This window comes from Chryseobacterium fluminis (genome assembly GCF_026314945.1).
Classification (GTDB): Bacteria; Bacteroidota; Bacteroidia; order Flavobacteriales; family Weeksellaceae; genus Chryseobacterium; species Chryseobacterium fluminis.
This window is the reverse complement of record NZ_CP111121.1, coordinates 4,618,438-4,641,630: the sequence shown is the minus strand read 5'-3', so window position 1 is coordinate 4,641,630 and position 23,193 is coordinate 4,618,438. Positions and strand designations below refer to the sequence as shown.

General features: G+C 37.5%; 21 protein-coding genes. 1 reads left to right on the top strand and 20 read right to left on the bottom strand.

Annotated elements, in window-relative coordinates:
* Positions 1 to 4: 4 nt before the first annotated feature.
* From rluF to ODZ84_RS21165, 6 genes are all read right to left on the bottom strand, one after another.
* Positions 5 to 727 (bottom strand): 23S rRNA pseudouridine(2604) synthase RluF, encoded by a 723-nt coding sequence (rluF, locus tag ODZ84_RS21190; RefSeq protein ID WP_266174414.1) that lies wholly within the window; start codon positions 725 to 727, stop codon positions 5 to 7.
* The gene (locus ODZ84_RS21185) at positions 727 to 1,302 is read right to left on the bottom strand and encodes a hypothetical protein (RefSeq protein ID WP_266174413.1); all 576 of its coding nucleotides are present in this window, start codon (positions 1,300 to 1,302) and stop codon (positions 727 to 729) included. Before ODZ84_RS21185 ends, rluF begins: the two co-directional genes overlap by 1 nt.
* The gene (gene truB, locus ODZ84_RS21180) at positions 1,299 to 1,997 is read right to left on the bottom strand and encodes a tRNA pseudouridine(55) synthase TruB (RefSeq protein WP_266174412.1); all 699 of its coding nucleotides are present in this window, start codon (positions 1,995 to 1,997) and stop codon (positions 1,299 to 1,301) included. The genes ODZ84_RS21185 and truB overlap by 4 nt, the downstream gene beginning before the upstream one ends.
* Positions 1,998 to 2,206: 209 nt before the next feature.
* Positions 2,207 to 3,025: an undecaprenyl-diphosphate phosphatase gene (locus ODZ84_RS21175; protein WP_266174411.1), complete on the bottom strand. Its 819-nt coding sequence runs from the start codon at positions 3,023 to 3,025 to the stop codon at positions 2,207 to 2,209.
* A gap of 89 nt (positions 3,026 to 3,114) precedes the next feature.
* Positions 3,115 to 3,414, bottom strand: coding sequence for a DUF3098 domain-containing protein (locus tag ODZ84_RS21170; RefSeq protein WP_266174410.1), 300 nt, complete (start codon positions 3,412 to 3,414; stop codon positions 3,115 to 3,117).
* 1 nt (position 3,415) lies between these two features.
* Positions 3,416 to 4,315, bottom strand: coding sequence for a cell division protein FtsX (locus ODZ84_RS21165; protein WP_266174409.1), 900 nt, complete (start codon positions 4,313 to 4,315; stop codon positions 3,416 to 3,418).
* Positions 4,316 to 4,406: 91 nt separating this feature from the next.
* On the opposite strand from ODZ84_RS21165, the gene rsmA reads away from it, so the two are divergent.
* The gene (rsmA, locus tag ODZ84_RS21160; RefSeq protein WP_266174408.1) at positions 4,407 to 5,177 is read left to right on the top strand and encodes a 16S rRNA (adenine(1518)-N(6)/adenine(1519)-N(6))-dimethyltransferase RsmA; all 771 of its coding nucleotides are present in this window, start codon (positions 4,407 to 4,409) and stop codon (positions 5,175 to 5,177) included.
* 86 nt (positions 5,178 to 5,263) lie between these two features.
* On the opposite strand, the gene ODZ84_RS21155 is transcribed toward rsmA, so the two are convergent.
* The 14 genes from ODZ84_RS21155 to ODZ84_RS21090 form a co-directional block, all read right to left on the bottom strand.
* On the bottom strand, positions 5,264 to 7,198 hold the full coding sequence (locus ODZ84_RS21155) for a choice-of-anchor L domain-containing protein (protein WP_266174407.1): 1,935 nt from the start codon (positions 7,196 to 7,198) through the stop codon (positions 5,264 to 5,266).
* Positions 7,156 to 7,644, bottom strand: a complete 489-nt coding sequence (locus ODZ84_RS21150; protein WP_266174406.1) for a hypothetical protein — start codon at positions 7,642 to 7,644, stop codon at positions 7,156 to 7,158. The genes ODZ84_RS21155 and ODZ84_RS21150 overlap by 43 nt, the downstream gene beginning before the upstream one ends.
* 145 nt (positions 7,645 to 7,789) lie before the next feature.
* A complete protein-coding gene (locus tag ODZ84_RS21145; RefSeq protein ID WP_266174405.1) occupies positions 7,790 to 11,371 on the bottom strand; it encodes a choice-of-anchor L domain-containing protein in 3,582 nt (1,193 codons plus the stop codon).
* A gap of 167 nt (positions 11,372 to 11,538) precedes the next feature.
* The gene (locus ODZ84_RS21140; protein WP_266174404.1) at positions 11,539 to 14,142 is read right to left on the bottom strand and encodes a choice-of-anchor L domain-containing protein; all 2,604 of its coding nucleotides are present in this window, start codon (positions 14,140 to 14,142) and stop codon (positions 11,539 to 11,541) included.
* Positions 14,143 to 14,416: 274 nt separating this feature from the next.
* Complete coding sequence (locus tag ODZ84_RS21135; protein WP_266174402.1) at positions 14,417 to 15,091, bottom strand: hypothetical protein; 675 nt, start codon at positions 15,089 to 15,091, stop codon at positions 14,417 to 14,419.
* 281 nt (positions 15,092 to 15,372) lie between these two features.
* The gene (locus tag ODZ84_RS21130; protein WP_266174401.1) at positions 15,373 to 15,999 is read right to left on the bottom strand and encodes a hypothetical protein; all 627 of its coding nucleotides are present in this window, start codon (positions 15,997 to 15,999) and stop codon (positions 15,373 to 15,375) included.
* Between the two features lie 304 nt (positions 16,000 to 16,303).
* The gene (locus tag ODZ84_RS21125) at positions 16,304 to 16,882 is read right to left on the bottom strand and encodes a hypothetical protein (protein WP_266174400.1); all 579 of its coding nucleotides are present in this window, start codon (positions 16,880 to 16,882) and stop codon (positions 16,304 to 16,306) included.
* A gap of 38 nt (positions 16,883 to 16,920) precedes the next feature.
* Positions 16,921 to 17,358, bottom strand: a complete 438-nt coding sequence (locus ODZ84_RS21120; RefSeq protein ID WP_266174399.1) for a hypothetical protein — start codon at positions 17,356 to 17,358, stop codon at positions 16,921 to 16,923.
* A 62-nt stretch (positions 17,359 to 17,420) separates the two neighbouring features.
* Positions 17,421 to 17,924, bottom strand: coding sequence for a hypothetical protein (locus tag ODZ84_RS21115; RefSeq protein WP_266174398.1), 504 nt, complete (start codon positions 17,922 to 17,924; stop codon positions 17,421 to 17,423).
* A gap of 458 nt (positions 17,925 to 18,382) precedes the next feature.
* Complete coding sequence (locus ODZ84_RS21110) at positions 18,383 to 18,886, bottom strand: hypothetical protein (protein WP_266174397.1); 504 nt, start codon at positions 18,884 to 18,886, stop codon at positions 18,383 to 18,385.
* Positions 18,883 to 20,964, bottom strand: a complete 2,082-nt coding sequence (locus ODZ84_RS21105) for an RHS repeat domain-containing protein (RefSeq protein WP_266174395.1) — start codon at positions 20,962 to 20,964, stop codon at positions 18,883 to 18,885. The genes ODZ84_RS21110 and ODZ84_RS21105 overlap by 4 nt, the downstream gene beginning before the upstream one ends.
* 61 nt (positions 20,965 to 21,025) lie before the next feature.
* Positions 21,026 to 21,439, bottom strand: a complete 414-nt coding sequence (locus ODZ84_RS21100) for a hypothetical protein (RefSeq protein WP_266174394.1) — start codon at positions 21,437 to 21,439, stop codon at positions 21,026 to 21,028.
* Between the two features lie 440 nt (positions 21,440 to 21,879).
* Entirely contained in the window at positions 21,880 to 22,410 is a 531-nt protein-coding gene (locus tag ODZ84_RS21095; RefSeq protein ID WP_266174393.1) for a DUF1003 domain-containing protein, read from the bottom strand.
* A gap of 9 nt (positions 22,411 to 22,419) precedes the next feature.
* Positions 22,420 to 23,190, bottom strand: a complete 771-nt coding sequence (locus ODZ84_RS21090; RefSeq protein WP_266174392.1) for a TIGR02757 family protein — start codon at positions 23,188 to 23,190, stop codon at positions 22,420 to 22,422.
* Positions 23,191 to 23,193 lie beyond the last annotated feature (3 nt).

Sequence of the window (23,193 nt, the reverse complement as noted above, 5' to 3'; positions counted from 1 at the left end):
AGAATTAGTTTATTGTTTTGCTGGAACTTTCCAGGCTCCTGGTAAGAACTGAGAGTTCTTCATCTGTCAGATCTCTCCATTTTCCAACCGGAAGATCTAGTTTTATATTCATTATCCGGATTCTCTTTAGTTTTTTCACTTCATAGCCCAGAAATTCGCACATTCTGCGGATCTGTCTGTTTAGACCCTGGGTAAGAACAATTCTGAAATTCATATCATCTATTTTTTCAACTTCACATTTTTTGGTGACGGTGTCTAAAATAGGAACTCCGTTTCTCATCTTTTCCAGAAATTTGGGAGTAATCGGTTTATCAACCCGTACGATATATTCCTTTTCATGATTATTCCTTGCTCTCAGAATTTTATTTACGATATCTCCGTCACTTGTGAGCAGAATAAGTCCTTCACTAGGCTTATCTAATCTTCCGATCGGGAAAATTCTCTTAGGATGGTTGATATATTCGATGATGTTATTTTGCTCCCGCTTGGTATCAGTGGTACAGACGATGCCCACCGGTTTATTAAAAGCGATGTATACATGATCTTCCTCTGGCTCACGGATGGGTTTCCCGTCTACTTCAATGACATCTTCATCGGAAACTTTTGTTCCCATTTCAGGAATAATCCCGTTGATCTTTATTCTGCCTTCTTCCAGAAGTTTATCGGCTGCTCTTCTTGAGCAATACCCGACTTCTGATAAATATTTATTAATACGTGTTTTTTCCATTAATCTTCTCCGTAACCTGTATAATTTTTATTACTGAAAATAGTCACTCCATAACTTAGCCCAATAAGGAACGGATTTGAATTTCCCAATCTGTGATTTTCAAAAACAATACCTCCTTCCTGACTTAATCTTTTCGAATAGGAAACCTGCATCCCTAATCTCAAGCCCCAAAACTCTGAATCAGAAACGACGGAACTGTTAATCTGTTTCCCATAATTAACATCTATATAGAAAGGATGATCACCTGGTGTAAAAATAAACTTCGGCTGAATCATCCAATATAAGAGATGATAATTATCTTCAATGAAGCTATATCGTATCCCACTTCCCAGCGCAAAGTTAGGAAGAAAATGATAACCTGCGACAGCTGTAATTCCATAGGTGAGTTGATGAGGTACTTCCGGCTGGATATACTGAGTGTTATTGGGCACTTCTTTTTCCTTAGTCAGGTTAAAACCCACATGCAATGAAGGATTGAAATAAAAATTCATCTTCTGCTTTTTCATTTCTTGATCTTGTGAAAGAGCAGGAATGAATGAAAGGGCTGCCATCAGAAAAAATAATTTTTTAATCATAAATTTTCAAATCTGAATTCGTTTTCCAAAAACCGATCTGTTGCATTTTCTATGGTATAATCTCCTATTTTTGTTCTTCTTAACTGGGTAAGATAAGCACCCACACCCAATTCCTGCCCGATATCATGGGCAAGACTCCGGATGTAAGTTCCTTTCGAGCATCCTACGGTAAAGCTTACCAGAGGAAAATTGATCTCAATATCCCTAATATAAAAAATCGTGGTCTTCCTGGACTTCATTTCTACATCCTCTCCTGCCCTTGCCAGATTATAGGCTCTTTGTCCATCTATTTTTATCGCTGAAAATACCGGAGGCTTCTGCTCTATTTCTCCCACAAATTTTTCTAAGGCTTTGTTAACATGTTCCTCAGTAATTTCTGAAATGTCCTGTTGCAGAATTTCAGGTTTTTCGGTGTCATAGGATTCTGTCTGAACGCCGATTTTTATTTCGGTCCAGTATTCTTTAGGTGCATCCTGGATTTCGGAAATTTTTTTGGTGAATTTTCCACAACAGACAATAAGAAGTCCCGTTGCCCGCGGATCTAAAGTTCCGGCATGACCGATTTTAAATTTTTTAGGAAGATTAAACTCTCGTTTGAGCTTATATTTCATCTTATTGACTGCCTGAAAAGAAGTCCAGTCCAATGGCTTATCCAATAAAAATATATATCCTGATTGAAGATCTTCAGCTGTCATTATTTTAAAATTTCGAAATAATTATTTAAATTGTTTACTGACAGTGATCTGACAGCCGGCAACTGCTTCTTTACGAACAACAGTTTCCGCGTGGGATTATCATCTTTTAAATGCACAGAATATTCTCTATCCTGTGGGCTGTTATTTTGTTGAGCAGAGCATAGAAACGACTCCAAATAAAAGGCTTAAGCAGGCAAAGTTTATACTATCTATTTAAAAAACTGAAAGTAAATTAAAAGGGCAATACCTACAAAAATACGATACCATCCCCAAGGTTTGAAACCATATTTGTTCAGCACTCCGATAAAGGCCTTGATCGCAATTAAAGCCACAATGAAAGCTACCACATTTCCTATGATGAAAATCGTGATATGATCCTGTGAAGCCATAATCATTTCGTACCCTTTCTGAGGATTTCCGGTTTCTTTACCCCATGTTTTTACAAAAACCGAGTATACAGTAACCGCCAACATGGTAGGCACCGCCAGAAAGAATGAAAATTCGGCCGCAGCTTTTCGGGTAAGTCCCTGGGCCATCCCTCCGATAATGGAGGCTGCGCTTCGGCTGGTTCCGGGCATCATCGCGAGACATTGCCAGAATCCTATCATGACTGCATTTTTAACAGAGATTCCCTTTTCATCATTAATTTTAGGGTTTTTGAACCATTTATCTGCAAATAACAGGACCACTCCTCCCAATACCAAAACAGATGAAATGGCAATCTGATTTCCCAGAACCGCTTCGATCTTGTCATCCAGTAAATAGCCTAATACCAGCGCAGGAATTACCGCAAAAGCTAATTTATAATAAAATTTAAGATTATTAAAATCAAAGAATTTTTTCCAATAGGCTACCACAACAGACAGAATGGCTCCAAACTGTATGGAAACCTGAAACATTTTTAAAAATTCATCTTCCGGTAAGCCCATTAAATTGGCTGTAAATCCCATATGCGCGGTTGAAGAAATAGGCAGATACTCCGTTAATCCTTCAACAATGGCAATAATAATTGCTTCAATTAAATCCATAGTACATCTAAAAATTTAAAGATTAAGAGGTTTTGAAATTCAGATTATTCTGAACTCCGCTACTTCTTAATCTTCAAAATACATTATTGTTATTTTCTTTTTAAGATTGCATATCCTTCAATCACAAATCCGATCACCACAAACAACGGGGCGATTCTTATTCTTCGGATCGAAAATATACCGTCATTCCAGGAATCCGGATCAAATTTACCATCTACGGTATTAGCATCAGATCCCATCATGAGTAGAAAACCCACCACAATAAATGCAAGACCAATAAGCATCCACTTAAAGTTTTGCTGTCCGAAATAGAATGTATTCTCCTGTGGAGTTTCGGTAGTTTCCTTACCAAAATTTGCAGCGGAAAATTTATTTGTTTTTTTGCCCATGTTAAGAATAGTATAAATCGTCAACGTTTGATCTTAAGAATCTCCAGGTGGCCACAATGGTACTGAGTACGGAAATAAATATGCCCACCCCGAATACCAGGATTACCAACCATACATACTGCTGATTATCCTGAACAAATGCTGAACCGATCTGGCTTGTAAAATAATACCAGATTCCGCATAAAGCCAGAAGTCCGATCCCGGAACCTATGGCTCCCAGAATTACCGCCTCAGTAATGAACGGCTTAAGGATAAATCTTCTCTTCGCTCCCACCAGCTGCATGGTTTTAATGATAAATCTTTTGGAGAATATCTTCAGCCTGATAGAGTTATTAATTAAAACAACAGCCAATACCAGAAATAAAATAGAGAATCCGAGGATCCATTTCAGAATTCTGCTCAGGTTGTTATAAACATCTACCATCAGGGTACTGTCATTTTTCACATCGATGATGCCGGGAACAGATTTAATCGCTTTGATCGCCTGATTAATTTTGGCAGGGTCTACAAATTCAGGTTTTAATGCAATTTCTATAGAAGACGGGAATATATTTTCTTCAAAAAGGGCATCACTATCGATTCCCATACTTTTTTTGGCTTCTTTGGCAGCCATTTCCCGTGTAATATAAGTAGCTTTTTTTACCGGAGCTAAAGTCTGTACCTCTTTAAAGGTCTCGGCCTCCATTTTAGCAATTTTTAAAGAGTCTTTAGCATCATAGTTCTCATCAAAGTAGGCATTCACGACCAGCTGTTCTTTGATATAGTCGGAATATTTCTGGGCATTAATTAAAATAAGTCCCATTAATCCCAACAAAAATAACACTAAGGCGATACTTATTACTACAGTAATATTGCTAGACCTAAGCCTTTTCTTATTAAATTCATCTACAGATTTAGCCATTAATATTAAAATTTTTGGCTAAAATAGAAAAAAACTTCCGAAATTTGGGAACGAAAAAGAGAAAATCACTGTTAATAAAATCATAAAAACTTTGAGTGTAAAAGCAAAAAAACATCTGGGTCAGCACTTCTTGACGGATGAAAACATCGCGAAAAAAATCGTAGAAGGTCTTAGTTTTGAAGGCTATAAGAATATCATGGAAGTCGGTCCCGGAATGGGAGTTCTTACCAAATATCTTTTGGAAAAGGACCAGAACATTTATCTGGCAGAAATCGATACCGAATCTATCGAATACCTGAAAAACAACTATCCAGGCATTACTGAGAATTCATTTACGGGCGATTTTCTAAAGCAGGATTTTAACTTTATTGCTGAAGAACAGATTGCGATCATCGGTAATTTCCCGTATAATATCTCTTCACAGATTTTATTTAAAATTATTGATTATTATGAGCTGATTCCTGAAATGGTGGGTATGTTCCAGAAAGAGGTGGCAGAGAGAACGGCCGCTGTTCCGAGAACAAAGGATTATGGTATTCTTTCGGTCCTGATACAGGCCTATTATGATACTTCGTACTTATTTACGGTTCATGAAAATGTTTTTAACCCTCCGCCAAAGGTTAAATCGGGGGTAATCCGACTTACCAGAAACCCTAAAGAAGGCTTAGCCGGAAATGAGGTTCTGTTTAAGCAAATTGTAAAGGCCGGATTTAATCAAAGAAGAAAAAAGCTGTCCAATGCTTTAAAGGTACTGAACATCCCCGAAGCTCTGAAAACTCATGAATTCATGGATAAAAGAGCCGAAGAATTAAGTGTCGCCGACTTTATCGACTTTACGATACTTTGGAAAGGAAATCAATAATGAGATATTCCTGACCTGGTTTTCAGGTTCATAAAAAAGCCTTTCAATTTGATTTGAAAGGCTTTTTTTATATTATTCTGAGTAAATTATTCTCTGTTTTTCAACATGATCCATCCGGACCAGTTCATCTGAGTTTTTGATTTCGGATATTCAAAATTGAACTTGTACCAATAGGTTGCAGTAGAGAGTTTCTTCCCACCCAGTGTACCGTCCCAGATCGGAGTTTCTTTCGTAAATCTGAAAATTTCAGATCCGTACCTGTCATATACAGATCCTTTAAAGTTTTTGAAACTTCCTAAAGCTGTCAGGTCAAGTACATCGTTAATACCATCCTGATTGGGTGTGATAATATTCGAAATATTGAAAGTATAGAAGTCCAGGATACCCACGCAGTGTGTCCCTATTCTTCTCACCTGAATATTGTAATTGGTATTATTCTGTAATCCCGGAAACACATTTGAATTCTGCCATGTCACGCCTCCATCGACAGAATATTCCAACGTACTTGGGGTATTGTTCATCGGGGGATTTTCTGCCGTAACCGTCAAAGTATTGCTTACGTAATCTATATTCGAGATGAAAGGAAGTGCCGGTGCTGCCACTTTAGCTTCAAATGTTCTTGTACAGTATCCGTTATCGATAGCTACTGAATATAATCCCCACTGATCTACCACGATGGTCTGGGTTGTTTCTCCTGTATTCCATAAATATTTATAATTCGGTCCTGCTCCTGCGTCCAGCACTACTCTGTCTCCCAGACATACCTGAACATCCGCTAATGAAGATGTAATTTCCGGAACTACCTCAACAGTAATAGTGGCAGGCTGTAAAGATTTACATCCTTTCGGCCCGATGGCATATACCGTAAATGTAGTGGTATTGTATAACGTTACCGTCTGCGCATTTACCGTTCCCATAAAGTTGCTCCATAAATAAGTTGTTCCCCCGGTTGCCGTCAAATCTACAGATTCTCCCGGGCAGATTTTCAATTTTGATGCAACAACACTTGCTTTAGGGGTCTGCTCCTTCTGTAAAGTAAGTTCTATAGTTTTGCTACAGAAGCCACCATTAGAAACCACTACATATAAAATCTGACCGTCAGTACCGTTATAATTTAAAATATTCTGAATATAGTTATTGTTCTGGGCAACGGCATCAGCCTGATTGACATAAAAACGGAAAACAGCTCCCGGCGTCGTACTGATTAACGGCATAGCCCCGGAGAGATCGAATGTTGTAATATCCGGAGTAGTACACAGCAGATATGTGGCGTCATTGGCAACAGGCGTTGTTCCTCCGTTTATTTTGATGGTTGCTTCTCCAGGACATGGACTTCCCGGGTAGGTCACCTGAATTTTATAATTTCCGGGCTGGGTAGCAGTAATGATATTAGTTGTCGCCCCCGGCACGAGTGTCCCGTTAAAAAACCACTGGTAAGACATATTCGGGTCACTTACGGATGCCGTAATTACCTGCGGAACGTTATCACATACATTAATTTCTTCGGGAAGAGTCGCTCCCGTAGGATCTAATAGCTCTACTCCGATATTAAAAGAGCCTCCTTCCAAAAACACTGCCGAGTCATAACTTCTGTCGGTCGCATCGGCAAGCACCATTTTAAAATGGTAGGACTGTCCCGGTGTCACCGTAGCCGTTGCAGTAAGAGGAATCGTTCTTCCACTAAAGTTAGTTTCTATATGTGTTGTGTTATAACCTCCAAAAAACGTTGGGTTTACAGGTCCGCAATAGAGATTACTCCCATCAAACTGGGTATCCGGACGGATATTGGTAACACTCACCGGACCTGCACCATTGGGCAATACCGCCATATTCTGGTAAGGTCCGCCTGTAGAAGGTCTTAATAATAACGCAAATGCGTCTGAATAGTTACAGGGAAAAGTACCGGTATATTCTTCTGAAGCGAAAAGATAATTAAATTTAACCTGGGATGAGGTAGGAACAAAATCGAATTCCAAGATTACCGCATCCTGCAATGAGACTGTAGGGTTAGTCGCTGCCACCAGGTCGGATTACTCCCGGTTCCTACATTGAAACCACCTGTACTTACCGGTGAATTTACATCAATATATGCATTTCCCGCCTCACTGACTTTGCCGGTCATTAAGACGATACCGTCTTTAAACGGGAAGTTTGTGGTCCCTTTATGAAAGTATCCCCAGGCTCTGTCACTGTTACTTGCAGCTAATCCAGGAGTGACCACTACATTGGAGACATTGGGTGTTACACAGGAGTTGGTACCCGATGAAATGAGTATGTCTTTTACCAATTGGGTTATATTATAGCCTGTTGCAGCATAAGAAGGAGCATTAACATCAATAAAAGTACCTGCTTTTTTATCCAGGCCGGGCCTGGGCTTTATGTTAACTTTTCGGGTGGGTAAATTTTGTGAAAAAAGAAAATTGGACGAGACTAAAAATAAGGAAAATAACAGTAGATATCTCTTCATAATATTTTTGTTTCAACAAATTTAATTTTTTTTTATACATCCTATATAGATATTTAACTTTTTTTATCATAAAAACGAAAGTCTCTCCAATTGGAGAGACTTTCGTTTATAATAAATTTTAATTTTTACGTTTTTTTTAAAAGGATTAATTTCTGTTTTTCAGTAAAATCCAGCCTGTTCTCAGCTCAAGTTTTTTACTTGCAGGATTTTCCCACTGAACTCTGTACCAGTAGGTAGCTGTAGGTAAATTCACTCCTCTGATGCTTCCTCGCCATACGGCATCAGCTTTGGTAGCTTTAAAGATTTCCTGACCATACCTGTTGTAGACAGAGGCAGCAAAATTATTGTAATTGCTTATCCCTGAGAAATCCACCGCATCATTTTTGCCATCTGCATTGGGCGTAATGGCATTAATGACAAAGAAAGTAAAGAAGTCTAATGATGTATTACAGTTAGCATCTTTTACCCTTACTTTTAGATTATAATTCGTATTGTTAAGTACATTATGGAAAACGTTAGACGACTGCCATGTTACGCCTCCGTCAATAGAATATTCCAGTACACCTCCGTTGGGGTTCGTTGTGGATAAAGTCAATACATGATCAAGATACGTAACGTTGGTAAATTTGGGAAGATCAGGATTCAGCAGCTGTGCGGTGTACACTTTAGAACATACTCCATTGCTTATCGTCACTGAATACGTTCCTACTACATTGGTAGAGATGGTCTGTGTGGTAGCTCCTGTACTCCATATATAGGTGTAATTCGGCCCTGCTCCTGCATCCAGAATCCCCGTATCTCCTTCGCAAACATATACATTTTCCAGCGTGGATTCGATAGCCGGTACTACTTCGATAGTAACGGTAGCGGGATTCACAGAGCTACATCCATTTCCTCCCAATGCAAACACAGAATAGACTGTGGTCACCGTAGGAGAAACAATTTGGGTGTTTCCGTTTCCGGTAAGACCTACCCAATTATAGGTAATTCCTCCTGAAGCGGTTAAGGTAACAGATTCACCCACACATATTTTTGTTTTTGAGGCAGCTACCACGGCAATAGGCGGACCTACAATTACGGTTACTGTAGCGGGATTGGCAGAAATACATCCGTTTGCACCCACTGCATATACCGTATAAACGGTCGTTGTAGTAGGAGAAACAGTCTGGGTATTTCCATTTCCTGTCAGTCCGACCCAATTGTAAGTTACCCCTCCGGAAGCAGTTAATGTAAGTGATTCTCCAACACAAATCCTGGGAACCGATGAAACTACGGCAGCAACAGGCAGAGCGGTATCCTGAACAACATTTACTGTAGCGGTGTACGTACAGTTCAGATTTCCCGGCTGGTTTACATTTGACACGGTTAATGTATATGCTCCGCCGGCATTCACTACCGGGGTTAAGGTCGTGGCTCCGGAAACAATATTTCCTCCCGTAGTCGTCCACGCAACTGTAGAGCCTGCAGGAACTACAGACGCCGACGCATTTAATGTAACCTGACTCGTCGTACAGGTAATGGTTTGTGGAGCAGCTATTGTTAGGGTAGTCTGAGGGGTCGACAATAACTGCAGAGTAACGACATAACTGCATCCCCCGTTTCTGACCAATACATAAATAGTCTGATTTCCTGCACTTAAAAACGTTGCAGGAGCCGGAATGGTATTCGTATTTCCCGCGTTGGCATCTGCCTGCAGTAGATAATAAGCAAATGTTGCAGTACCTGCAGATGTTATCTGTGGCTGAGCTGAAGTTAAATCATACGTAATTCCTCCCTGCTCATAGCATTTTAATAAGGTCGCATTCTGAACGGTAATCGGTTGGGAAACTTCAATGGTAATGGTCGCCGGATTTTGAGAAACGCATCCATTGGCACCTACTGCGGTCACGGTGTAGGTAGTGGTGGCAGTAGGGGAAACCGTCTGTGTATTTCCGGTTCCCGGTAATCCTACCCAATTATAGGTTGCGCCTCCTGAAGCGGTGAGCGTAACTGATTCTCCGTTACAGATTGATATTTTTGAGGCTGTTAAGCCTGTTGCGGGCGGCGCGCTGTCTCCGGTCACTGTTACAGTGGCCGTAGTACTACAGATCACATTACCCGGCTGATATGTTTTCGAAATGGTAAGCGTGTAGGTGCCTGCAAGGTTAATGACAGGTGTCAAAGTATTCCCTCCTGAAACTATATTCCCTCCTACCGTCGTCCAGTTGAATGTGGATCCTGCAGGATACACTGATGTGGAGGCATTCAATGTTATCTGTGAGTTCGTACAGGTTAAAACTGCAGGCGGTGCAATTGTTGCGGTCATTTGCGGTGCTTTTACCAATTGCAGCTGAGCAACTTTTGAACAGAACCCTGTTGTTACACGAACATAGACCGTCTGACCTCCGGCACTGGGATATGCAGTAGGTGCGGCAATGGTATTTGTATTTCCCGCATTGGCATCTGCCAGGGTGGCATAATATGAAAATACGGCCCCTGCAGTGGTGCTTATTGACGACTGGGCAGAGGTTAAATCATAGGTGGCATTCCCGGGGGTATAACAGGCCGTTAAGGTGGCATTCTGAACTGTAGGGCCTGTCCCTCCCACAACTGTTATGCTGGCACTTCCGGGACAGGTGTTTCCTGCAAGAAAAACCTGTACGGTATAGACACCAGGCTGGGTTGCAGTATAACTGGGTCCTGTGGCACCGGGAATCGGAGTTCCGTTCAGAGACCAGATATAAGTGGCACTGGCAAACTGTGTTGATGCAGTGAAGGTCTGAGGCTCATTATCACACATATTAACAGAAGACGGAAGAGCGACTCCCGCCGGATTTAAGATCTGGACCCCGATATCGAAAGATCCTGCTTCGAGGAATACGGCCGAGTCAAAATTGGTATCGTCATAATCGGCGAGTACCATTTTAAAATGATAGGTCTGACCGGGTATTACTGTAGCTTTTGCTGTTAAAGGAACCGTACGCCCGTTAAAGTTGGTTTCTATCTGAGGATTATTTAACCCTCCGAAATACTGTGCATTTTTGGGTCCGCAGGGCATTCCTGAAGGAATAATATTGGTTACGCTTACAGGTCCTGCGTTATTGGGAAGAACAGCTAAATTGGTATAGGTAGGATCCGTTGATCTTTTCAGCAATAACGCAAAACCGTCTGAGATATTACAGGTAAAATTATTCTGATACTCTTTTGATGCAAATAGATATCTGAATGTAACCTCTGTAGAATTCGGAACAAAATCAAATTCTATAGAAGTAGCATCTTTAAGCTTATCAATCGGAACATTCAAAGCAGTGGCCAGGTCAGCATCTCCCCCGCTCGGCAGCACGTCACTCAGAGTTCCCTGGAAGGTATTCCCTGCTTTCGCAGCATGTCCTGTTGAAAGCACGATTCCTTCCGCGAAAGGAAAATTGGTGGCTGCTTTATTAAAATACCCCCAGCTTCTGTTGGCATTGCCTACGGCTAAATTAGGAGAGACCGTGATATTACTTACATTTGCATTGGAACAGTTTGATCCGCCGGAAATTAAAACATCTTTTACTAATTGTGAGATATTAAAGTTTGATGCAGGATATCCTGCTGCATTTACATCTATAAATGCTCCTGCTTTCATAGATTGGGATGAAGGTCTCTGAACCGTCCCCACCCGGTCTCTACTTTGTGAAAAAGTAAAAGTACTGATGAGAGCAAAAAACAGAGCCAAAAATAAACTTCTTGTCCTCCTATTTAACATTTTATAATATTTTAAACAAAAATACTATTTTTTTTAATTGAAATTTACGTCTTCATAATTTACATTGTTATTAATACAATCTTATTCATTGTAAAATATCAATTTTACTTTGGCTGTAAACGAAAAAAGGCTAACAAACAGTCAGCCTTTTTATCTATATTTTTCAATTATTCAAAATTTTTCAGCAAAATCCATCCTGTTTTTACAACAATCTGCTTGGTAGCAGGATCTTCAAAAGCGATCTGATACCAGTACGATGCCGTAGGCAAACGTTTGCCCTGAAAATAACCATCCCAATACGGTGTTATTTTTTCAGCTTTGAAAACCTCTCTTCCATAGCGGTCGAATATCGAAGCTTTGAAATCTTTGTACATATTTATTCCTCTGAAATCGATGATATCGTTTTTATTATCCCCGTTCGGAGTGATTGCATTCTGCATAACAAAAGTGAAATACTCCAAAAATCCTTCACAGCTCGTATTTTTTACTCTTACTCTGATGGTGATGAGTTTATTTTTAGGAATATTCGTGAATATATTGGAGTTCTGCCAGGTCAATCCGTTGTCTGCTGAATACTCCAGAGGTCCGTTGCTCGGGTTGCTTGCCGTTAGAACCAGATTACCGTTGTTGCTATAGTCTACTTTTGTAATCTGAGGAACAACTGCCTGGATAACCTGAACGGTAAATATTTTTGAACAAACTCCGTTATCTATGGTTACAGAATAAGCACCCGGTGTTGCAACAGTTATAGTCTGCGTAGTAGCTCCTGTATTCCAGACATATTTATAATTCGGTCCTGTCCCGGCATCCAGGGTAATGTTATCTCCTAGACAGATATGACCCCCTTTTACATTCGATACGATAGCAGGAACCACTTCGATGGTAACTGTTGCGGGAACAGCAGCCTGACAGCCATTTGCCGCCGTACCGGTTACGGTATAGGTAGTGGTGGTGTTCGGGCTCACGGTTTGTGTGCCACTGTTTCCGGTAAGTCCGGACCAGGAATAAGTAACGGCACCGGTTGCAGTGATCATTACAGATTCACCCTGACAGATTTTATATCTCGGAGCTGCTGCGGTAATGACCGGTTTTACTTTATCTTCCAGAACAGTTACGGATGATGTTGCCGTACATGTTCCGCCCGGCTGATATGATTTTGTAATCGTCAAAGTATAGGTTCCTACTGCATTTACGACAGGATTCAGGGTATTTGCACCTGACACAATATTTCCTGCCGCTGAGGCTGCCCAGCTGAATGTAGAACCTGCAGGATAAACCGATGCCGATGCATTGAGTGTAATCTGCGGACTGGCACAGGTAATTTTTTCAGGGGCCGCAATAGCAGCGGTCATCTGTGCAGCTTTCACCAGCTGAAGCTGGGCTACTTTAGAGCAGAAACCTTTAGAGACATTCACGTAAATGGTCTGAGCTCCCGCACTGGAATAAGAGGTAGGTGCCGCAATGTTGGAAGTATTTCCTGCTACTGCATCTGCCTGATTCACATAATATTTAAATACAGCTCCTGAAGTTGTACTGATAAATGACTGTGCCGAAGTAAGGTCAAAAATAGCATTTCCGGCAGTATAGCAGGCAGTTAATGTCGCATTCTGAACCGTGGGGCTCGTCCCTCCCACAATCGTGATCGTTGCCGACCCCGGACACTGGCTTCCCGGCACTGAAACTTTAACTTCATATACTCCCGGCTGGGTAGCAGTGTACGTTATATTAGTGGCTCCCGGAATGGCCACTCCGTCCTTATACCACTGGAAAGTCATTCCCGGAACGGTAGAAACCTGTGCTTTCAATAATTGTGGAGTATTGTCACACATATTGATGGTGTTAGGTAACAGAACTCCGTTGGCATCTGTGATCTTGATCCCTATATCGAAGGAACCTCCTTCCAGGAATACGGCAGTATCATAAGATGGGTCTTTCGCATCAGCCAATACCATTTTAAAGTGGTAGGCCTGGCCTGGTACCACGTCTGCGATTGCTGTTAAAGGAATTGTTCTTCCTTCATAATTGGTTTCAATATTGGGATTACTGTTGTATCCGGCAAAATAGTTCTGGTTAATCGCGTTACATCCGCCAATGCCCGTAATTTCAGGGTGAATATTGGTCATGCTTACAGCACCTGCATTATTCGGAAGAATTGCCACATTAACATATGGGCCACCGGCTACCGGCTTTATCAGTAATGCAAAACCATCTGAATAGCTGCAAGGATAGGTGCTTGTATATTCTTCAGAGGCAAAGATATAGTTAAATTTTATCTGGTTGGAGTTCGGAACGAAGTCAAATTCCAGGGATACAGCATCCTGCGTTGAAACCGTAGGGTTAATGGCTGCTATAAGATCGGGATCACTTCCTGTTCCTATTGTTGAACTCGCAAATGTAGCGGTATTTCCTCCGTCTTTAGCTTTTCCCGTGGATAGAATAATCCCGTCGGTAAAAGGAAAATTGGTAGTGGCTTTGTGAAAATATCCCCAAAATCGGTCAGTATTGGTCACCAGATGATTAGGTGTTACGGTAACATTACTTACATTGGGCGTTGAACAGTTTGTTCCTCCGTTGATCAGAATATTTTTCACCAACTGTTCGGGTGTAAAACCGGAAGCGGCATAGGAAGCGGCATTGACATCAATATAAACACCTGATTTTTTATTAAATGTTGCCGAAACGTTTTTGGGTGGTTTTCTGGGCGCATCCTGAGAAAATAACAAACCCGAAATGAATACAAATGCGAATAAGAAAAAGTAGTTTTTCAACATAAATTTTAACATTTTATTGTTGTTTGTTCAAAAATACTATTTTTTTGAATTAAAAACTGAATATAAACCCGCTAATTACCAATAATAATTTAATTTATTCAAAATTTCACTAAAGAATTGTAAGTGGATATCTACTTAACGATTTCATTAAAAAATAATTTTTTCGATACTAAGAATATGCCTTATAAAGGCTAAATTTAATTCTAAGTTATTTTCTTTTATAACTCCGCTGTATATTTTCATAATCCAAAAATAAAAGACAGCTTAGTTCATATTATAATTGATTTTTGATATATTCAATGGAGGATTGCGTGATATATATGTTATCAGTTAGAAGATATTTAAATTCATCCTCAAAGATTGCGTCAAAAAAAACCTGAAAATCCAGTATCGGATATATTTTTCCATACTTAGCCGAATATATTTTTTCAATTCTTTCAAAATCTGATCGTTCTGTTACTATGAGTTCATGAGGAATATCAAATACTTTTTTATAATACGGACTATAGCTGTCACTCATGGCCCCGCTCATATATCTACACCAATTTTTACTGACCCACCAATTTCCCGGTACTGGGGTGGAACTGAAAAAATGCTCAAAATTTTTCAAATTTCCGGATAATTCTTCCCATGATATTTCAGCATCAAAACATAATGTAATGCCTTCAAGATCATATTGCTTTATCCAATCTGAAATAAAGAAAAAATGTTCTTCTTTAAAGATCATACAAAGCCTCTCCACTTCATCCAATTTGACATCATCAATATCAGCCATGCCCGAACCAATATTAAGAATTCCGGAATATTTTTTTCCTATACATTCTCCATTGTAAAAAGAATTTCTCTTGCTTTGAATAAATTTAAAATTATCTATTGAAACAAATTTCACCAGTTGTTTTATAATTTGTTTGCTAAATATTTCTTCCAGATATTTTCTATAATTTTCCATTATGGTTTTATTATAAATCTAATTTTAAAAACACCTCCGGTATTTATATTTTCTATTCTCATTGTAGGTACACCATTCATTGCAGTTGAAGGATAAATATTTCCTTTATAGGGGCCAACATACTTAAATGAATATCCTTTCAATAAACCAGTGTTATCATCAATTGAGTTCCACTACTTCAATAGCCACAGTAGGAGCTATCCAGTTATTTGACCTATTCTTAGAAAACACGGGAGGTTTTCAAGACCTTAATAACTGCTTATTTCTAAGGGCAATAAATACTATCTATTGATAAAAAGGGAATCTTTTAAATAGAGTGATTTTCTGTAAATATTATAATCTATTTTTTCTTTTTTTAGTAAGGAATCCAACACTTTAATATCATCAGCATCTCTGATTCCTACAATAATTTTTGACAAATCATCATGAAAAACACCATGACATTTTCGAAAAGAATCCTTACAAGGTTCATATAAATTAAATATTAAAAACATTTTTTTTTCGGTTTTTTTAGGAATAAATATCAGGGAATTTGTATAGCCTTCATAATCTTTATATACTGCCATTTTATATGATTCGTGCGAAAACCCTTTATAAAAGTGGTTTTCGGTATAATCTTCTAGTAAAGATTTAATTTTATAATTATCGATATCTGTAAAATCAGAACTAATTATCCGCCCAAAAACAGGGTTGAATATTTTTTTTCTATTTTCTAATATATAATCAGAAGATATGGGTAATAAATAGTTGGTCTCAGAATTATTATTGAAATGTAACTCTATTAGTAAGCTATTATCATCCAACATCTCTTTTTTCCAAATGCTAATTGAAACTGCGTTCTTAATTAGCTTTTTGTCTTCTTTACAACTAAAAATGACAATAAATGCCATTAATATTACTTTCTTCATTATTTTATTTTTACAGATAAATTTTTTATATATTCATAAACCGCCAATTATAGTCCTTTTAATACTCCCTGTAAAACATTTCTTCCGTTTACAACAGCATCCACTGCACGTCCGGTAGCTCCAATAGCAGCACCTTGTTGTAGTACAATACCTCAGAAACATTTCCAAAGACATTAAGCGCACCCAATCCGGCACTGATGCCTCCGGTAAAAAAAGAAGTAATAAAACTCTTTAAAAATCATGCTTTAGTAGCATTATGGGTAGGGCTGCCATTGGGGTATTACACTCTCCTTTTTATAATAATTTATGGTAAAATGAAAGCATTCGGATTATACATAAATTGACCTGTAAAATATTTGTAATTTTCACATTTATATTTATTCAGATAAATCAATTTTTTTATTTCATTATTAGAATTTGAAGCTTTCATTTCCATTAAAAAAGACTGATAAGGATTTTCAGAAGTTTTAAATTCCAATTGTTTTCCAGACAAATAGTTTTTAATTTTAAAACTATATACCTTGCTACTTTTACTTTTTAAATAGATGGGATACCGATAGAGAGAATTTTTCTCATACATATTATAAATAGCACATCTAAACTGATTACTAATCAAACTATCTTCTTTATTGACAGATTTAGGGATAAAGTCCAATATAAGAATATCTTTACTTCTACTATTAGGTGAAATTTCAAAATATTTATCATGAAACTCTGGTGTAAAATCTATATAATAATTTGTAGAATTTGGATTAAAATATTTTACAATTAGAGTAGAATCATTCTTATTAATATTAATAGATACAGATATCTTATCCTCCCCTTTGCAAGATTGTACGAGCAATAATAAAGGAAATAAGAAATAAAAAAATTGAATCTTCATTTTTAATATTTAAAATTTTATTTTATACATTTTTTACTCTAATCATATGTTTGATAGAACGTAATACAAACACCACTTTCATCGAACAGACCATTTTCTGATATTAAAAAATTAAATTTTTTTTGTGGAAAAAGATAAAGTAATCTCATTTTCCAAAACTCCAGTATATATGAACCTATTTCCATTTGAACTTCTTTTTCTTTTGACTGATCATCTTCTGAGAAATAAAAAACATCAGAAATAGATATATTGTTTATATATTTCTCTTTCCCAGACGTTGAGTTATCAAAATTATTCATATCACTTCCATATCCTTGAAGGTTGGACAATAAATATATTTGATCCTCCTTTTCAACAAAATTAGGGCTTAACGATTTCATTAAAAATAATATTTGTTCGATACTAAGAATATGCCCTATAAAGGCTAAATCTAATTCTAAGTTATTTTCTTTTATTATTCCGTTATATATTTTCATAATTTAAAAAAATCAATTAAAGATTTGGGCGTTGGCCCATTAGATTCAGTTCCGTTCCCCTTTTATTTTTTTATGAATTCCCAGTAAAAACATTTCTTATATGCTGGTGAATTTACTATTAAACGATAAACAAGTGTTTCAAGTTCAGCATATCTTTCCTGATCATTTTTATCATCAGAACAATCATTATTATTCAGCATTTTGTCTTGTCTCGTTTTAAATTCGATTGTTGACTTATATAAAAGCTTACCTTCTTTATATATGTATTCGCTAAGATATTTTGGATTTAAAGATAGATATGACTGATATATACTTCGCAGTTCTTTTTCCTTCAATTTTATAATTGTACTTACATTTTTATCTTTTCCAAAACCAAAATTATTTTCATTATATTTATATAATCCTGTAGAACTATCATATATATTACTTTCTATAACAGTAGCATCTTTGTAGTATATTCTACTATACTTAAAATCAATACCTTGGTCAAATTTATTATTTATTTCTTGTGATTTACATTCAAAGAAAGAAATAATGATTACTAAAAGTGTTATTGGAGATTTCATAATTTATTTTATTAGCATAATGCGATTAAATATAAATTGGAGCTTAGTAAAAGTATTGTCAATTAGTAATTTTTGAATGGCATTCATTTTTAAATAAGCAGAACTTATACAAGACGACCTACATATTGGACTTAGCCTATTTATTAATGTATTTTAATCTTATCTTCCTTCACGCTGTTCTTTAATAAAAAATTTGAAGTCTTCTCATAAGAATATTTACTTGAAGATATCTATATGGCTTCCTCAAAAATTCTATTTTAAATTTCAATAGCTGAATTTTCTGCAATTAATTTATCATATTTCCGGAAGAGTTGAGTTCAATCAAATAGGAATATAATCTTTTTCTATCCAGATTTCCATTCCATTTCTCATATAATTCCACTAAATCTAAATCATCTTTTTCTAAACACTGTATATTCAATATTGATTCTTCAAGAAAAAGATACAAATACGGCCAATCAGTTAATTTGTATTTTCTTCGGGACAGATAATGAATCAGTATAATATATATACCCTTTTGGGGTTTCTATTTTTATAGATTCGATCGTGCAATTTATATCATTTGCAACAACAGAATAATTTCCGGACAGTACCTCTTCTCTATTTTTAATTTCATAGGTCAATATGATAAATTCTGACTTTTTCAATTTTAAAAAAATCGAATTACAGTTTGTAACGGAATCGTCAATCCTGATCAAACGATGATCTTCGCTGTCCAACATCTTTTTGTAATCATAATTAATTTCGGTTATAACATCTTCTACCAGAATATTATTGTTTATGGTACTTTCCCTCATTAGATATAGCTTAGGAATCGCAAAAAAATAATTGCCAGCAGTATTATTGGAAATTTTTATTTCTAAATATTGATTATCAATAACCTCAATATCAAATGAAATCAAGTCTTTTTTATGATATTGACTACAACCCAAAAACAGGATGAGATAAATTAATTTTTTCATTTTATTATTTTTTTAGAAAATAGTGGATTAATATATTTGAACATAGTATCAAAAATAATCTTTGAACTTGGAGCTAATCGCCTATAATAAATATCTATTCTACTTTCAATTAACATATTCATTCCTTTTGAACTAAGATGATTAACTCTAAGGAAAGACCATTCTGCTTTTCTAATTGCTAAATGTTCAAGATCTATCCCATCAATATCTATTTTTCTTGCTAACCTAAATGTCATACCTGCTGGTGTATTTCCGAAAGCATGAACTGATTCATGGTTCATCGTTTTTAGTATCCTTTCAGATGATTTGAATAAACTTTTTGAATAATGTATTGTACTTCTTCCATTCCAAAAATTGGGTTTAGGATCTGTATAAGCAACAAAACTATTTTTTGGATCGCCTTGATAAAATTCTCCATTAGAATTCATTTCATAGAGATCACTATGAGTTGTATCAGAGTTTACAGCCCAATCTTTCATTCCTCTGGTTCCAAAATTCTTTTGTCTAATTTCATGTAGGGTTTTATCATTATATGGTTGTTCAGAAGAAATTGTATTATCATCAAATCCTAGATCATCCTCAGTAAGTTTATTTTCATTACCTGAAGTTGTAATATAATTTACAGTATAGGATACCGCTGCGACAGCACCACCAATCACCGCACCTTTTGCTAATCCTTCCAGAAAATTATCTCCATTAATTAATGAAGTAATACCGCCGCCGCCAGCTCCGGCAATTGCCCCGTTCCCGACTGTAGACCAAAAGCCACCGGCACTAAATATCTCTCCAGCTCCTGCAGATACAGCTCCAGTAAGTGATCCTATCAATAGAGCTTTCGCAAATCCTCCAAAAGACCAATTATTAGTAAGTGTTGCCTGCAAAGCGTAGATACCAACGCTTATAGCCGCTCCTATAATTGCTCCTGAAAGTACTGTAGCACCCAGCCAACCTAATCCCACACCAACTAAAAACGGAAGAACCTCTCCTGATGGATCATTATATAATAAAGGATTGTTCATTGCATACCCATATTTATTGTAGTTTTGGGTATTATAAGGATCCTGAATATTCTCATCTGCATTTAAAAATCTTCTTAACAGCGGATCATACAATCTACCGTTCATGTGGATGATTCCTACCTCTGCAAAATGCTCATGGCTGGTGTAACCTCTTTCTAACAACAATGAAGCATTATCAATAAGATTCTTGTCTGTAATGATGGCTCCGTTAACAATCTGAAGATGTGTAAAATTACCCCAGGCATCAAAATGTCTCTGTTCCAGTTTGTTTCCTGCGTCATCGCTGATGGCCAGAATACTTCCGATATAATCTTTATGCAAGAATTTATAAGAACCGCTATTCTCCGTAAAGTTCTTTAAATATACAATATTGGATTCATAGGGAGTTCCCCCAATGTAAATGATGTGCTTTTCCTTTCCGGTCGTATTGTCTTTTACCACTTCATAGCTTCCGTCTTCACTGTAATATTTTGTAAATTTACCTTCACCATCAGTACTGAAGTTTCCTCCGTAGGTAACGCTTTGTCTCATGGCAGTTAAACCATACTGGAAGGCTGCATCTCCTTTCTCTCCATCGATAAACACAGGGTCATTATTTTCATTATACACAATGCTTTGGATGAGGTCATTATTATAATTCTGGGTTCCGGCTGCATTTAAGGTCATTCCCGTAGGCTGGTAAATTTTAGCTGAGTTTTCAAATTTAATCTTTCCTACCTGGTCATTTTCCATGATCCTGCCTTTTACATCATAAACGTTTCTGTTTAAAGAAGGCTTAATCCCTGTTACCGGATTGGTCCAGTTGACCAAACGGTTATTATCGTCATAATCAAAGGATTCTACTATATTAAAATCTCCGCCTGTTGTTCTGCTCCTTAGCTCATTCTTTATCGCATCGAAGGCGTAGGAAAGCTGTAAAATGCCTGGCTTTACGGCTGATGAATGGTTGACATTGGTTAAGAATCCATTGGCATCATAGCTGTTATTAACATCCGCTGCTCCTAATTTAGCCTTCAACACCTGACCTTTGGCATTGGCTTCTTTGAGCTCCCAAAGCACAGCGCCCGTGAGGCGATTTTTAACCTGATACAATTCGCCGTTCCAGCTGCTGTATACATTCTCAAGCTGTAATCCCGGGAGAACCCGGGGTACTCACAGAAGCAGGATCCGCTTCCGCGGCATTATTAGGCATGTGAAATTCCATATTTCTGCTGCCCATTGTCCGGATGATTACATCAGACGGTACTGCCCAACGGGATGAGCAGCCACTGCACAAAGCGGTGGTGATCTCTAATCTTCCCCCGGCGGGAGTTCCCACAGCACTTCTGTTTCCTATTGTAATCCCGTTAACATAAGGACCGCTAAAAATTCTCAGGCGTTCGGTATTCCCCGTTTTAAAAACAAGCTCTTTATCATCAGTGGTTCCTATAAAATTGCCTGCGGGAGTTGTGCCTGCGTTTCCTGTCGTATTCCAGGTCTGTGCCCATGAAAAGGTGAAAGTGAAAAAGGCCAACGAGAGTAATTGTTTTTTCATCTGTTATGTTTTTATTGATATCGTTGCCCACGAAAATAAATCAATTGTAAAACAATGTCAATTCTTTATGCTGCAAAATGAAAAAAGAGGCTAATTATCTGATTGACAGCCTTTATTGTGTTTAAAATATTAATTATGCTGAGAATATTTTATATTATTTTTCAGGTGTGAATGGACGATGCGAAATTGTACTTCTGAAATAACAGACAGGCGGATACAGCGACAGGACTTGTCGTATTACGGTTTGATTTTAGTTAACAGGTATTGGAATTTCCAACGTATGGATTGATCTGATGCTGAAATTTTTTAATTAGGTACTGTAAGAAAAATCTCTTTTAAACCGTTTCCGGAAATGATCTTCATTTCTGATCCGGCTCAGTAAGAACTGTATCCTCAATTATGGTATTTCTTTACCACCTGATCCATTGGTGAAAGTAAGTTTAATCTTTATTCAATTCTTCAATTTTATTCTGAAGTTCCAGTATCTTATCTTTTAATGCTTTTATTTCGTTTTTATTCGAATTGATATTGCTCTTGAGCATCACATTTTTTGCTCTTTCTACGTGATCTTCATCCTCTTCTTCTTCATTGATTTCCTCAATATCCTCCTGAATGTCTTCAATATCTTCATTAATTTCTTCGATATCCTCACTGATTTCTTCGATGTCCTCCTGAATGTCTTCAATATCTTCGCTGATCTCCTCAATATCTTCCTGGATATCTTCAATTTTTTCGTGGCTTTTATTCACTGACATCTGAATGAAGATGGCAAGATAAATCGCTTCAAGAGAAACAACGGTGGTCAGAATAAGAAGCATCTTGTCAAATTCCACAATTTTTAACAGGGGAAGCACAAAGCAAACTATAAAAAATATCGTATGCGCGATAAGGGAAGGAATGGAACCAATCCACCAGGTAATACCGTTGGCAATTTTTTCTAAGACCTCTATTTTTTCTTCCTGCTTTTTCATCGTGTCGATTTATAATAATTCTTTTGTCACTCCAATTCCGAATAATGCAAAATCATATTTCGCAGGATCTTTGTCATCAAGCTTTCTGATAGCAAGATCCAGTGCTTCTACCGTTTTCCAGTCGTTCTGGGTTCTGGAAACCAGGCCTAATTTTCTGGAAATATTTCCTGTATGCACATCCAACGGAATAGATAAGTGCTTCTGATCAATATTTTCCCAGATTCCAAAATCCACGCCGCGCTTATCCTTCCGGACCATCCATCGAAGAAACATCATAATTCTTTTTGCCGAAGAGTTTTTATAAGGCGAACTAACGTGTTTGTGGCTTCTGTGCTTTTCAGTTTCCAGAAAACCGATTCGGAATCTCTCAATGGCATGTTGAAAGTTCGTTTCTGTATCATTAACGGTGAACAGGCTTTCAAGACTTTCATTTTCTCTGTAAATTCTGCCGAACTGCCTGATAAAATAAGCAAAATCCTCCCCGTTAAATGTCCGGTGTATGCTTTTATCCTGAATGCTTCTGAGATCATTTTCAGAATAATTCAGTACAAAATCATAAGGAGAATCTCCCATAACCGCCAGCATTTTTTCAGCTGAATTAATAATAGACTTACGGTTTCCCCAGGAAATGGTTGCCGCAAGAAAACCTGCAATCTCAATATCCTGCTTCAGCGAAAAACGGTGCGGAATCTGGATAGGATCATTTTCAATGAAATCCGGACTGTTGTACTGATCTGCCTTTTCGTCCAGGAAGCTTTTCAGCTCTTCAAATTTTAACATGTT